14 protein-coding genes and 3 pseudogenes are annotated in these 12,987 nt (G+C 66.4%); 7 read left to right on the forward strand and 10 right to left on the reverse strand.

The annotated features are described in order from the left end of the window. Window positions 1–228 precede the first annotated feature (228 nt). A pseudogene (locus FV218_RS23295) lies at window positions 229–390 on the forward strand (IS5/IS1182 family transposase); the annotation flags it as partial. Between the two features lie 141 nt (window positions 391–531). On the opposite strand, the pseudogene FV218_RS19525 reads toward FV218_RS23295, so the two are convergent. The 4 genes and pseudogenes from FV218_RS19525 to FV218_RS19545 form a co-directional block, all read right to left on the reverse strand. Then, window positions 532–1,513, reverse strand: a pseudogene (locus tag FV218_RS19525) (IS481 family transposase). Between the two features lie 90 nt (window positions 1,514–1,603). Beyond that, window positions 1,604–1,969 carry a hypothetical protein gene (locus FV218_RS19530; protein WP_147711180.1) on the reverse strand — a complete coding sequence of 122 codons (366 nt, stop codon included), beginning with the start codon at window positions 1,967–1,969 and terminating at the stop codon, window positions 1,604–1,606. 87 nt (window positions 1,970–2,056) lie between these two features. Next, the gene (locus FV218_RS19535; RefSeq protein ID WP_147711181.1) at window positions 2,057–2,263 is read right to left on the reverse strand and encodes a hypothetical protein; all 207 of its coding nucleotides are present in this window, start codon (window positions 2,261–2,263) and stop codon (window positions 2,057–2,059) included. Window positions 2,264–2,802: 539 nt separating this feature from the next. Continuing rightward, complete coding sequence (locus FV218_RS19545; RefSeq protein WP_147711182.1) at window positions 2,803–3,033, reverse strand: hypothetical protein; 231 nt, start codon at window positions 3,031–3,033, stop codon at window positions 2,803–2,805. 236 nt (window positions 3,034–3,269) lie between these two features. On the opposite strand from FV218_RS19545, the gene FV218_RS19550 reads away from it, so the two are divergent. The 3 genes from FV218_RS19550 to FV218_RS19560 all read left to right on the forward strand — a co-directional run bounded on the left by FV218_RS19550 (window position 3,270) and on the right by FV218_RS19560 (window position 4,936). After that, the gene (locus FV218_RS19550; protein WP_147711183.1) at window positions 3,270–3,569 is read left to right on the forward strand and encodes a hypothetical protein; all 300 of its coding nucleotides are present in this window, start codon (window positions 3,270–3,272) and stop codon (window positions 3,567–3,569) included. Window positions 3,570–3,797: 228 nt separating this feature from the next. Continuing rightward, a complete protein-coding gene (locus FV218_RS19555; RefSeq protein ID WP_147711184.1) occupies window positions 3,798–4,076 on the forward strand; it encodes a hypothetical protein in 279 nt (92 codons plus the stop codon). Between the two features lie 458 nt (window positions 4,077–4,534). Next, window positions 4,535–4,936: an STAS/SEC14 domain-containing protein gene (locus FV218_RS19560; protein WP_147711185.1), complete on the forward strand. Its 402-nt coding sequence runs from the start codon at window positions 4,535–4,537 to the stop codon at window positions 4,934–4,936. 98 nt (window positions 4,937–5,034) lie between these two features. On the opposite strand, the gene FV218_RS19565 is transcribed toward FV218_RS19560, so the two are convergent. Next, window positions 5,035–5,277: a hypothetical protein gene (locus FV218_RS19565; protein ID WP_147711186.1), complete on the reverse strand. Its 243-nt coding sequence runs from the start codon at window positions 5,275–5,277 to the stop codon at window positions 5,035–5,037. Window positions 5,278–5,949: 672 nt separating this feature from the next. On the opposite strand from FV218_RS19565, the gene FV218_RS19575 reads away from it, so the two are divergent. Further along, window positions 5,950–6,549 carry a hypothetical protein gene (locus FV218_RS19575; protein ID WP_147711188.1) on the forward strand — a complete coding sequence of 200 codons (600 nt, stop codon included), beginning with the start codon at window positions 5,950–5,952 and terminating at the stop codon, window positions 6,547–6,549. A gap of 8 nt (window positions 6,550–6,557) precedes the next feature. On the opposite strand, the pseudogene FV218_RS23300 reads toward FV218_RS19575, so the two are convergent. Further along, window positions 6,558–6,803: pseudogene (locus FV218_RS23300) on the reverse strand (hypothetical protein); the annotation flags it as partial. A 142-nt stretch (window positions 6,804–6,945) separates the two neighbouring features. Between FV218_RS23300 and FV218_RS22900 the strand changes: the two are divergent. Further along, window positions 6,946–7,116 (forward strand): hypothetical protein, encoded by a 171-nt coding sequence (locus tag FV218_RS22900; protein ID WP_187273109.1) that lies wholly within the window; start codon window positions 6,946–6,948, stop codon window positions 7,114–7,116. A 93-nt stretch (window positions 7,117–7,209) separates the two neighbouring features. Here the strand turns inward: FV218_RS22900 and FV218_RS19585 are convergent, their stop codons facing one another. Further along, a complete protein-coding gene (locus tag FV218_RS19585; protein ID WP_147711189.1) occupies window positions 7,210–7,707 on the reverse strand; it encodes a hypothetical protein in 498 nt (165 codons plus the stop codon). 461 nt (window positions 7,708–8,168) lie between these two features. Here FV218_RS19585 and FV218_RS19590 point away from each other — a divergent pair, with 461 nt between their 5' ends. Continuing rightward, complete coding sequence (locus tag FV218_RS19590; RefSeq protein ID WP_147711190.1) at window positions 8,169–9,602, forward strand: phosphomannomutase; 1,434 nt, start codon at window positions 8,169–8,171, stop codon at window positions 9,600–9,602. Between the two features lie 446 nt (window positions 9,603–10,048). On the opposite strand, the gene FV218_RS19595 is transcribed toward FV218_RS19590, so the two are convergent. Genes FV218_RS19595 through FV218_RS19605 form a run of 3 tightly spaced genes read right to left on the reverse strand, consistent with a single transcriptional unit; the run spans window position 10,049 to window position 12,824 of the window. Next, entirely contained in the window at window positions 10,049–10,240 is a 192-nt protein-coding gene (locus FV218_RS19595; RefSeq protein WP_147711191.1) for a hypothetical protein, read from the reverse strand. After that, on the reverse strand, window positions 10,237–11,427 hold the full coding sequence (locus FV218_RS19600; RefSeq protein WP_147711192.1) for a PepSY-associated TM helix domain-containing protein: 1,191 nt from the start codon (window positions 11,425–11,427) through the stop codon (window positions 10,237–10,239). The genes FV218_RS19595 and FV218_RS19600 overlap by 4 nt, the downstream gene beginning before the upstream one ends. After that, a complete protein-coding gene (locus FV218_RS19605) occupies window positions 11,427–12,824 on the reverse strand; it encodes a TonB-dependent receptor (protein ID WP_147711193.1) in 1,398 nt (465 codons plus the stop codon). The genes FV218_RS19600 and FV218_RS19605 overlap by 1 nt, the downstream gene beginning before the upstream one ends. Between the last annotated feature and the right edge of the window lie 163 nt (window positions 12,825–12,987).

The following is a 12,987-nucleotide window of genomic DNA, read 5'->3' on the forward strand; positions in this document are numbered from 1 at the left end:
GGTCGGAGGTCTCCGACGGGGGCTGCAGGTCGGAGGTTTCCGACGGGGCCTGCGGAGTGGGGATCTCCGACAGGGGCTGCGGGGCAGAGGTCTGCGACTGCAACCGTTTGCCGATCTTGAACAATGCCATCTCGCCTTCCCCAGCCGCGCACGCGGCGCAGGCGCCGTGTGCGCGGCTGATGTTTACGAAGGGAGGGACGCTGACAACTCGTATCCGTGCGAAATCTCGGAAAGCGTGGCCGCAAACGCGAGATCCGCCATGACGAACGCCGCTCTCGCAAGGGCCGGCGCCTCGCGGCCGGCTTCCGCCGCCTCAAGGACTTCCGGCGCCTCGCCACGCGATACCGCAGGTTCGCCCGCCACGGGGCCTCGGCCATCGTGCTCGCCGCCGGCACAGCTCCCCGGTGCCGATGGAGTCGAGCCCCTGGGAACCGTGCCGCATCGCTCGACCTCGCCGGCGACCGACGACGCCCCGCCGCCCGATCTGATCACGGGCCGGCGGGGCGGGACGTTCATGTCTCGGCTGATATGCTAATTGTTCAGTCCCGAGGTGAGATGGGTCGGATCGTATCTGAAGCGGTCTGGATCGTCTGCCCAGGCCCGGCAGGTCGCCACGTATGGCGTGAGGCCGCGTCGGGTCTTGAGCCGCCGGGCAAAGTTGTAGGCATCGAGGAAGGCGGCGAGGTGGTTCCGTAGTTGGTCGTGGCGGTCGTCGTGGTCGCACTTGACGGTTGCCTCCTTGAGGGTCCGGTTCACGCGCTCGACCTGGCCATTGGTCCACGGGTGGTTTGGCTTGGTCAGCCGAGGCTCGATGTCGTGCGCCCGGCAGATCCGGTCGAAGCGGTTGACGCGGTACAGGGCGGTCGGGCCCCGGCGGTTCTCGGGCGGCTCGGCGAACGGGATGCCGTTGTCGGTCAGGATGGTGTGCAGGCGGTAGGGACAAGCCTCGATGAGCGCCTCCAGGAAGCCGCAGGCCACCGGCCGATCGGCGCGTTCGTGCAGCTGGGCGAAGGCGTATTTCGATGTCCTGTCGATGGCCACCCGGAGGTACAGCTTGCCTTCGCCGGTGCGGACCTCTGCGATGTCGATGTGGAAGAAGCCGATCGGATAAGCCTTGAAGCGCGACCGCTTGGGCTTGTCGCCGCCGGCCTCAAGTAACCGGCTGATCCCGTGGCGTGCAGACAACGATGCCGCGACGAGCGGGTCAGGTGCGGGATGGTGGCTTGAAGCGCGTAGAGGCAGTCGCCGAGCGGCAGGAGGGTGTGCCGGCGGAAGGCAACGATGATCGCCTCCTCTTCGGTCGTGAGCACGGTCGAGCGCGGCGTCTTCGGTCCCATCGCCGCGTCATGCCCATCACCGCGTCATGCACGAAGGCACGCTTGCGCCACTTCGCGACCGTTTTGAGGTTCAGTCCATGCTGTGCGGCGAGATCTTTGAGCGGAGCTTTCGATCGCTGTCGCGCTGCTCCGACCGCGTGCGTGGTCGTGGCGCAGCCGTGCAGACCCTGTCCCATAACGCCACCCGGTGTGCGGCGGCCTCAGCGAAACTGATGCCACCACACCGCGGGACTGCACACCTAGGAAAGCGCTCTGCCGAAATCCTGCTAGATCCCGGTCTCAAACGCCCATTGTTCCGTCCCGACCGTCTGCCCGCCGGTCACGGCCCACTGGCCCGACGTGACTTTGTCGCCGCTCACCTGGAAACTCGCGACGCCTCCGGACCCGGGAGCGCCGGCCGCCTGGAAGACGACCGACAAGACGGAGCCGGTGAGGATTCCGGTTCCGATCTGACGCGCGGATCCGATCTGCCAAACGATGCTGTAGGTGTCGCCGAGCTTCTTCACGGCAGCCTCGCCGCGATAGACCTGAGACTGGCCGGGGTTTCGCCCTTCGATCTTGTAGCGCCCCTCGATGGCCGCGGCCGGACAACTCGTGGCGGCCATGGCGGCAAGTGCCAGTGCGATTCTCATGGGCGTCCCATCCCTGTCGTGTCGGACGCAACGTAGGGCCCCATCCACCCCGCACCAAACCCGTCGCGCCGGCGGGGCAACGCCGCTCTACCGCAGGTGCCCGGCCTGCCGCAGGGCCTTTTCCACCTCCTCGCAGACCCGGTGCATCCCGTCGTCGTTTCGGACCGGCGGCGGCTGCCGCGGCACCATCGTTTCGAGCCGCGACGCGTCTTCCGGAAGCTCCGCCAGCCGACGCGCGACGCCGATCTTGTCGTCAGACCCGCGAGAGACCGCGGAAAGCAGCTTCCTGATCATGGGCGCCTTCTGATCCTCTGGCCCAAACAGTATCCGCACCGCGCACACATCGTTCCATCACATCGAAAACCATCAGGGTCGTCGCTGAAATCCAGCGTGCGTCCTGGGCGCGCCGGTATGACTTCGGGCCGAAGGGGCCTGACGGTGATGCCGGGCCCCGCGCCATCGGGGCCGTGACGGCCTTCCCGCGTGCGGTCGGCCTCGGGCCCGGCGGCATCGCCGGGCCGCTGAATCGTTCAACGATATCGAGCAAGACCCGACCTCGACCGGCTCGGCTCCGGCCACGGCGGGACTATGCGTGAGGCCCGCACGCGCCAAGACCCGCGAGGCTCGACAGAAACAAATGCTGGAGCGGAAAAGCCAAACAGCGTAATGATATTATGCGCTGATGAACCGAGTGAACAACATGAAAATTGTGCGAGCCTTTTCTGTTGCCGTGGCAATCTATTCAGTGTCCAGCTCAGCCATGGCCGGGTGTACATGCGCTTGTGTGGAGGGCGAAGCGCGAAACATATGCACTGATCCGAGGGACATGCAAATCATATGTCAGCGGATTTGTATCCAGCCGATCTATCCGAAAGGGTTTCAGCCTTCTGGCGGCGGGGGCGGTATCGATAGTCGGTCTGGCGGGCAGCAGCAAAACGGCACTGATATTGGATCAGGTCGAAATTGATCTTGCCACACAAGATGGCAATCTGATCGAAGTTGTAGTTGCTTTTCCCGTCTCCGATCGCATCAACTGCCGGAACGCCTTCGGAAACCTTGCCCATGACCGCCCGAACAGGCAGCTCGGCGCCGGCCGAACCCGGGCGGTGCCGACCCGCGTGTGGACCCCCCGAAAGGTTGGGGGGTGATCCTGGGTCTGGATGCCAGGGGGCCTGGGACGTGGGGACCGGAGACGATCGGCGGGCGCGGGGCCATGCCGCAAATGTCACAGCCGGGCTGTCCCCCGGAACGTGCGCGGGGCCAATCTTGTTGGGAGCTTTGGAAAACCTCGGAGAAACCAATGAAGAACGTCTGCACGATCGCCGTCGCCGCCACGGTCCTGTTCGCCGCGGGGTCGGCAGCGATGGCCGCGCCCTGCGCGGTCGGCACGACCACGAATGCCCAGGGCCAGGGCGCCGCGACCGACAAGACTTCCAAGGCGGACGGCACGTCGGATACGAAGGTCACCCCCGGCGCGAAAGCCGAGTCCCCCGGTACCGTCGGCGCCATGAACAACGTCGGCGGCAACACCCAGCCGGGCGGCGACGAGAAGAAGCCGGCCGAGGGTCAGGTCGTCAAGCCGGGCAGCAACGACTGCTGATCCGCAGGCGGGCGGTGATCCGCTCGATTCTACCGACACGAAGCCCGGCGCCGTCACTGGCGACCGGGCCTTTCCGGTTCTCACCGATCGTTCGTTCCTCGCCCTTCCCCCAGCGATCCAACGCGAACGCGCTGGATCAGCGGTTGCGAGCAGGCGATGAGCAGCGTGCCGCGGTCCGGACAGACTCCCTCACCTCGACAGCCGCCCTCCAGCGGCGACCTCGGCGGAATGCCCCGGTCGTCCGAGCGTCCACCGAAATGCATCCACGACGTCGGTTTTCGGGACGACCGCGACTGGAATGCCTTCCGCCTGTTCGGGGGGCCGCGCGTCCTTCATCGTCGCTGGGATTTCTACGCCACGCGCGACGTCGGGCCGGATGATACGGTCATTTTCGCCGAGGGCGATGAAACCCAGCCGGTGGCCGAACGAAACGCGACCGACCTCGACGAGCGCTGGCTGTCGCCCGAGGTCGCTGCGCAGACCGGCGCTGCCTTCGCCGCCGGTTGAGCGGCGTGAACGCCACCCCCTTTGCCCTGTCTCATCCGCAGTGCCGAAGCCGTTGTCGCGCCGGCGTCATGGATGGATGCGGATCGGCGAGACGTCCGGGGGCCAGGGTCGCCTCGCCAAAGACGGCGGAGGCGGCGAGCCTGCGGCGGCTCCGGGGGGATCGGCAGATCGCACGCCGGAAAAGTGTCCGCTGAGGCTCTCGATTGCGACCAGGGCAGGAACACACCCGCACGCTGCGGCTTGGTCCCCTGCATTTCGACAGGGATCAAAGCCATGAGCCAAGCCAGCGTGCCGAATGGGTCGGATCCGAAGCCTGAGGAAGCACCGGTTCCCGATCAGCGAGCTCCGAAGGTCGGACCGGAGCCCTCAGTCCCTCAGGAGGATGATCCGGAGATCGAGAAGACCGAAGAGCAGCCGAGCTGAGGCCGTCGTCGGACACCGCGATCAGGAGACGGGCCATGAGCAGCGCACCCGACGGGTCGGTCATTAGCCGCGATTCACCGCGGCCGGACCTCCTCGCTTTCGAGATCAGACACAAGATCTCCAAAGCCGATATCGAATGGATGTCGTCTCTAACCGACGAGGCCATGCAGTCCCTCGACAAGATCGACATGCTGATCATCATGTCGAACTATGAGGGATCGGATCTCGGTGCCACCTTCGACGGCTATGCGGCCAGCGTGAAAGCGCGCTCGGTCGCGCACATCAGGCGCTATGTCGTGGTTGGCGCCCCAACGTTCGCCAAGACGATGATCAACCTGTCCGGTTTCGTCATGCCCGTCGAAACCAAGACGTTCGATCTGGAGGACGAGGCGGCGGCGTGGGCCTGGCTCGCGCGAGACCTATCGGCCGCCGACTGATTGCGAGGGACGGCGATCTGCCGACGTCGCACTCGGATCGTCCGGGCCGCGACGCTGGTCCGGAAACGGCGTGCGGGTCGAGCGCGCGCCGTTTCCCATCAGCGCGCCGACGACGCCTCGGCGTCCGCAACCACCTGCACCGCGCGGACCGGGACGGTCGGCTTGGCTGCGGTCGTCAGGGTGGGCGTCGTGGTCAGATCACTGACGCTGCGAACCTTCTGAGTGTCACGCGCCTGCTCGCGGAAGACCGGCGGGGTCAGATAGGTCGCCTCACCCGCCACGGCGACGCCGGAGGTGGCGGACAGGATGGCGGCGAGGACGAGGAAGGACGCATTGCGCATGGGATGTATCCGGCTTGGGCGGCGGGGAGCCGCTCGATGGACGGATTAGAGCACGCTTATGTTGCGATGCGGCATGCTACTTTTGCATCGCAGCATAATGCTGCCGCCAGACGTTTTGTCCACTATAACGCAAGTTCGACAGGACCTGACCCGGTTACGACAGTTTCGAGGTATGCTCCCCACGCATTTCGAAGCTTTCGATGACCGCGTGGCGTAAAAATAACTTTCCGAAGACGAATAAATTTCTTGATGCCGTTGTTTCGGATCGAGAGGTCACCGCCTGCTCCGGTCCGTCACCAATCCTTGCGTCCACCCACGATCGGGATGAACCGGGCCGACCATGCCGTTCGGCTCGCAGGTGAGGAACGGGGACGGGCGATGCTTTTCCGCGATGGCGCCGTCGCCCGCCTCCGCCGGCACCGTGCCGAAGCGCAGACCGATGGCGTTGTTCAGGCGATCGAGTCCCGACGGCTCGACCTCACCCTCGCTCCGTGCCGCGGTCGGAGCTCGGGCACGCCGGTCTGCACGCGACATCCTTCGCGCGTGAGCCGAAATGGAGCGCGACCAACGCCATATTTACGATGCATCCCCAACCTATCGCCATCGCGGGACAAGGCAGGAATCCACCGGATTCCATGCTGATGCGGGGGCATCTTGAGACTGATCAGAATCTTGTTCGTCGCCGCGGTCGGCCTTACGAGCCTGTCCGCCTGTGTCGGCACCGATCCGCAGGCACGCCTGCGCGCGGGAGCCGGCACATCCTTCGCCTCCGCAGGCCCGCCCATGCCGGAACCCGTCGAGCCCGCACAGCGCCTGACCGCCGTCATGCCGGGCGAGCTGCTCTTCGAGCCGGGACGCGGGGGTGGCGGCATCAATCCGCAAGCTGTTCTCACGCGCACCAACAACCGCGTCGCGGACGCCTCGGCGCCGCCCCGGCGCATGGTCGCCCATGCGGCCCATCTCAGCAAGGCGCCTGTCTCTGCTGCGACGGCGGATTTGGGTGCCGTCCCGCAGACCTCCCCGTTCCTGGCCGCACGTCTGGGTCCGACCGACGCCCCCACGGGAACGCCCCCGGCCGTACGGTCGACGATGATGCCGCTCGCCGATGTCGAGGCGCACGCCGAAGTCGAGCAGCGCGCCCAGGCAAATCGGGATCGCCGCTTCGACGCCCAGGTCCGGCGCGCGAGCAGCAGCGTGTGCAGCGGATGTTTTCCAACGGCGGGTCGCAGACCCTCGCGGGCCAAACCATCGGCCGACGCGATGGACGATTAGATCGATGCTCAAACGGCCCCGCACGTCAGAGGTGGTTCTGAACCGCCCGCCGCTCGTGCGGTCTGTTCGAGCATGAGAGGGACGAAGGCGACCATGCGGCGATTTGCGAGCGTGCCGGGACAACGCTCGTAATCCTCGACGGGGCGGCGGCCGCGCGTCGTCCAGGCGAAGGAGCGCTCCACCACGAAAGCGTCGCGGCAAGACGACGAAGCCGCGCTTGGCCTCCGGGCGTCGGCGACCTCCAGTTCGATGCCGTCAAGCCTGCATGGCGGCTGAGCAAAGCCCAAATCCCCCATCCCGAAGGGATCAACCGGGTCTGGTAGGAACCGAACCAAGGTCTTGCTGAGACTTTGGTCTTTATGATGCGGGCGCGCCGTTTGCAGCATCGAGGCGGCGGTGGCGGATTTGGCTTGGCGCTTTTACGCGGCGTGGGCGGTGATGCAGCGGTTCATGCCGATCAAGCAACCGGAGGCCGAGCGCAGGAACGCCCGGATGATCCTTTCGGGCAACCGAGACGCTTGGGCAGGCGTGCGCGATGCGGCGCTCGGATCACGCCGCGGGCTGTGAGCGCGTAGAAGCGAGGACCCCGGAGGATGAGGCGCCCTGGCTCCACCCGGCCTCGGTCCGGCCGCGCCCTGTTCCGACCGCGAGCCCAGGGCGTCAGCGGTCCCTCGCGCGCAGGATCCAGATGACGCCGACCACGGGCACGATCAGCCCGAACAGGGTGAAAAAGAGAAAGCCGAAGTTCATCGCGCGCCGATTGCCGTAGTCCGTTCCCGCCTTATCGCTCACGCGCAGGCCGTAATCCAGACCAGCGGGATCGGCACCCGTGTGGCGGGGCGCTTTTTGCGGGGGAGCGTGGCCGGCGGAGATCCACGGCGCATATGGGAGGGGGATGCAAAAGACATCGTGCCAACGGCCACACCGGCGATTTCGCAGGGCGCGAGCCAATTTTTGGCCGAGGCCCGTGGCGAGATCCGAGGGGGCCGGTCTCGTGCTGGGCCCCCCGACACCGGCGATGCCGCAGCGGTCGATGGCCTGGGCGAAGCCATGGATTCGATGAATGTCCAGGGCCGGGCTCGATCGGTGCCGGAGGGCAAGGACGGCAGCGAGCGCGATGGCTGACGTGGAGGGTAAGCGCTTGGCGACGGCTGCCATGTGCAGGTGTGGCCTATCGCGGGATCGAAGGCAGCCTGCGCCTGGGCCGCCACCGCCGGGCCGTCGAGCGTGGGCTGGCGTGGCAGGCCCGCGTCCGTCGCTTGGCCGTCCGCTCCGAACGCCGCACGGACATTCAGCTCGTCTCCATGAACCCTGGCCTGCATGAACCCTGGCCTGCATGAACCCTGGCCTGCATGAACCCTGGCCTGCATGAACCCTGGACTTCGCGCTTCCTCACCCTCAACCAGCGCCAACGGTTCTGCTAGACGGTCTTGGTCCCCACCTGAGCGGCCGGTGGCCGCCGTGCCGTTCGCATCATCCCGGGGATGGGGTCATGGTGGTCCTCATCGCGCGTCGGCGTCGGAGCGCCCGGCCCTGGTCGGCGCTGCCTCTCGACGTCGGTCGCCGGTCGAGCGTCGTGAAACCCCCATCTCGGGTAGATTCTCAAAAGTGGAAATCCCATGAGCAGTTTGAAGTTCGGAACGAGCGGCCTGCGCGGCCTGGTGACGGATCTCGTCGGATGGCCGAGCTACGCCTATGCCACGGCGTTCTTCCGCGCTCTCGCCTCCGAAGCCGTCGCCGTCCGTGAGGTCGTGATTGGGCGCGACCTGCGCGACAGCAGCGCCGGCATCGCCGCGACTGTCGCGTCCGCGGCGGCGGCCGCCGGCCTCACGGCAATCGACTGCGGCGCCGTGCCGACCCCCGCCCTGGCGCTGGAGGGAATGCGGCGGGGGGCGTGCGCCGTGATGGTGACGGGGAGCCACATCCCGCAAGACCGCAACGGCCTGAAGTTCTACCGGCCCGAGGGGGAGATCACGAAGGCCGACGAAGCCGCCATCCTGGCCATCCTCGGCGATGTCGCGACGGTCGGATCCATGGGGCCGGACGTGGCGGCCACGCCGGAGCCGGGAGCGCTCGATCGCTACCAACGGCGCTACCGCGATGCCTTCGCTGCCGAAAGTTTGGCGGGCCTGCGCATCGCCGTCTATCAGCAGAGTTCCGTCGCCCGCGATATCCTCGCCAACCTGCTCGCCGCCTGCGGTGCCGAAGTCGTGACGCTCGGCCGCTCCGAGACGTTCGTGCCGATCGACACCGAAGCGCATCGCCCCGAAGACATCGCCTTCATCCGGGACGTGGCGGCATCGGCGCGATTCGATGCGCTCGTGACCACCGACGGCGATGCCGACCGGCCGTTGGTCGCCGAGTCCCACGGTCGAATCCTGCGGGGGGACGTGCTCGGCCTCATCACGGCGCGTTATCTGAGCGCCGACGTGGTGGTGGTCCCGGTGACGGCGGGTTCGGCCATCGAGCGGGCCGGAGGTTTCGAGCGCGTGCTGCGCACCAGGGTCGGCTCGCCCTTCGTCCTCGCCGGCATGGCGCAGGCCCGCCGGGACGGGGCGAAGGCCGTCGTGGGCTTCGAGGCCAATGGTGGGTTCCTGCTTGGATCGGATGTCGTTGTCGACGGTCGGGCTCTGCCAGCCCTCCCGACCCGCGACGCGATGCTGCCGATCCTCGCGACCCTGGCGGCGGCACGGCGCATGGGGGTCGGGCTGGCGGATCTCGTGGCCGGGCTCGATGTGGGCGAGACCGCGAGTGACCGCCTCCCCGACACGCCACCGGCACAGAGCAGCCGCTTCCTGCAGCGGCTGGCGGACGCCGAGTTTCGTCGTGCGTTCTGCAGGCCCGTCGGCGAGGCCGATGCGGTCGACATGCAGGACGGCACGAAGATCGCGCTGGGCGGTGGACGAACGATCCACTTCCGCGCGTCGGGCAACGCCCCGGAACTGCGGTGCTATGCGGAAGCCGGAACGGTCGGGGAGGCCGAGGATCTGGTCCGGTGGGGCCTCACGGAGGCATCGGCCGCCATGAAAGACGGGCCTGTCCTGCGAGAATGAAGACGTCGCGTTCACACGAATCGGGGCTGAAGGCTCATGGAGATGGGGGGGCGCAAGGTTGCTTCGCGTCGGATGACATCCGCGCTCGCGGCAGACTTCCCATGGGCGTACCTCACCATGGGCGTAACTCACCCGGCCCCCAGTCTCGGAGCCTGTTCGAGGCCTTCAGCCGGCCGCCCCCCTCCGTCTCGTGTGCCAACACTCGGCGGGGCGTGGCGGGCGCGACGAGCGCGCTTGCCGCCCCGGCGCACGGTCTCCGGCGGGTTCCGGCGCTCGCTCTCGTGTCGGCCAATGGGCAGGATCGCGACACGCTGCCCGCCTTCGAGAACGGCGAGGAGACTGGGGCCAGCCTGCGTCTCACCGTCTTCGACGGTGCCTTCACGGCCGGATGCGCACAGACTGATGCCGCATGCAATCGGCTCAGACGACGGCGGGCCCTCGTGGCGTCAGTTTCCGCTCCTGGCCGACCGAAATCCCAACCACGTCGTGTAGGTCAGCACCGCGAACAGCAGCCCTGCTGCCATGCGGTCCCAGATGCCTTCGGCGATCAGCGCGACGATCAGGCAGACCAATGTCGCAATGGTTATGAGGGCCGGCGCTGTCCAGATGTGATGGGCGGGGCCAGGATGGCATTTCATTCCGCGGGTTCCCCATCGGCGCTTGCTCGGCTTGGGTAAGCAACTGCTCGAACCACGGATCGGCGCCTGCGCACGATCCAAAGATAGAGTCCGCTGACGAGTAGCCATATGGTGGCGAGGTCGAGGACCGCCCATAGGATCTTCAGTGGCAGGCCCCCGTAATCACCGAAATGCAGTGGCTGCGAGAGCATCAGCGCCTGCATGTACCAGGGCATGTCGCGCAGTTCGGTCAGTGTACCCGTCTCCCCGTCTACGAGGGCCGGCTTGAGCAGCCGTGCGGTCAGGGGACTCGCGCCGGCCATGAACACTGCGTAGTGATTGCGGCTCGTGAGGATCGAGCCAGGGAAGGCGATCAGGGTCAGGGTCATGTCGGGAGCCGCCGCCCTGGCATGGGAGACGACAGTCTCGAGGGAGGCGAGTCTGCGCGGCGGTGGCGCGTCGCGGTAGCGGCCGGTCATTTCGGCGAGTTGACCACCTTGCCAGAGTTTCAGCATCAGGTCGGCCCAAGTATTGACCATGCCGGTCGTGCCGACCACGAGCATCCAGGCCAGCGTGGCGATACCGACGAGGCTGTGCAGGTCGAGCCAAGCGATGTGTCTCGCTCGGCCATGCCGCACCGTTCCGAAAGCGAGCTTGCCCCTGAAGGGACCGTAGAGTGCGACCCCCGACACGATCGCCAGGAGGAAGCAGAAGGCCATCAGGCCGAGGAAGAGCTTGCCGGGTAGGCCGAGGAACAGATCGGCATGGAGCTTCAGCAGGAAGGCGACTGGTCCCTCGCTCGGCTTCGGCGCCTCCAGAACTGTGCCGCCGCGCCAGTCGATCGCGACGAGGTTGTTCTCTTCGTAGGGGCTGTCGATGCTGCGGCCCATCGCGACGTTGATGAGATGGGGCTCGTCGCGGTCGAAGCCGATGAACTGGATCACCTCGCCCGGTCGCCGATCGTAAGCCGCCTCGACCACGCGGTCGAGAGAGACGCGCGGGGCGCCGTCCGGTCCCTTCGACAGGTCCGGCTGATAGCCGAGGGCATGATTCAGCTCGTGGTGGAAGATCAGCGGCAGGCCGGTCAGGCAAAGCAGCAGAAGAAATCCCGTGCAGATCAGGCTCGTCCACGTATGAATGTTCGACCAGATCCGCAGAGAGCGAAGGTGCGGCGCTCTCCGAGCGGGCCCGCTTTCCGGGAAATCCATCACTGAAGACGGACGGTGAGGCCGGCGCCGAACGTACGCCCCTGTCCAACGATGAGGCCGATCGTCGTCGGCGACAGGTAGGAACCAAACGCCTCGTAGCGGACATCCGTCAGATTGCGTGCGAACCCGTAGAGGCTGAAGCGCTCGTTCTGAATGCCGGCCGTCAGGTTGACGATACTGAACGGCTTGAGCTTGAGGTTGTTGGCCGGATCGCTGGTCCGGATCCCGACATACTGGTACTCGACCCGGCCGAAGACGTGGCCGGCGAAATCGTGACCCGCGAAGTCGCCGAAGGCGAGCGGATGCTTGAGGTCGAGTGCCGCGTTACCGTTCCAGCGCGGGATGTTCGGAACCGTGTTGCCGCTGCGGACCCCCGTCGCGTCGGCGAGCGGCACGTCGACGAGCTCGGACTCGATGAAGCCGATACCGCCGCGCAACGAGAGCAGATCTGAGAGGGCGTAGGCGGCCTCGGCCTCGAAGCCCGTGGTGTGATAGTCGTAGGGGACGTAGCGGAAACCGAAGGTGTTGATGTCGTAGCTGAAGGTCGGTCCGTTTTTGGCGTCGTTGTAGAAGCCGGCCGCCGACAGGTTCAGCCTCCCATCGAGCAGCGCGGCCTTGAAGCCGCCCTCATAGGTCCAGCCTGTGGTCGCCTGGAAGGGGCGCGCCGCCTGGCCGAGCGGTGAGCCGGAGGCGAATTGCTCGAAGCCGCCGGAGGAGTGCCCGCGCGCGAGGCTGACATAGGTCATGAACTCGGGGGTCCATTTGTAATCGAGCGCGGTGCGGCCGACGAGGTAGGTGTCCCGGAATCGGCCAACCTGCGAGAAAAAGGGAACCGTGCCCGGGAAGCCGTTCGTGGTGTAGCGGTTGTCATAGTCCTGGTTGTCGTGCGCGAGCCTGAGGCCGCCGGTCAAAAACAGCTTCTCGGTGAGCGGTACCGTGGCCTCGCCGAAGGCACCGTAGGTCTGCGAACTGATCTGCGTGTCGAAATTGCCGTTGGCGAGCGGCGAGGGCAGTGCGGTCAGTGTCTTGAACTGGTGGATGTCGTAGTCGGACCGGAAATAATTCAAGCCCGCGACCCACTTCGCCGCGCTGTCGGGATGCGACGTGATGCGGATCTCCTGGCTGAACACGGTCTCGCGTTGGGAAATGCGGCCCTTGTCCGTGAAGGGATTGGCGAACGCGGAGGGAGGCCTACCGAAGAGACTCGCGTAGAAATACGAGTCGGTGATGTCGACGATGTTGAGCGCGTTGACGTGTTGGAAGCCGGTCACAGCGGTCAGGCGACCCATCTCGAGCTCGCGCGTGACGGTGAGATTACCCCCGGCGATCTCGCGATCCGCCGTCTGGTGGATGTCGGTGCCGCTGGTCGGATAACGGTAGCTTGGCCCGCCGCGCAGAACGAATTGCGGGACGTTGCCTTGCTCGTTGTTGTATGTCCGTCGTCAGATGATTTGGGACATTCAGCGGTGTTCAGGAGCGGAGGCTCTGGTCCATCTGGGGTGAGAGGTTAGGCGGCCTGCGCGTGGTGGCGCAAGCGGCGATCCATCAGGGTCTGGCGCT

This window comes from Methylobacterium sp. WL69 (assembly GCF_008039485.1).
GTDB lineage: Bacteria > Pseudomonadota > Alphaproteobacteria > Rhizobiales > Beijerinckiaceae > Methylobacterium.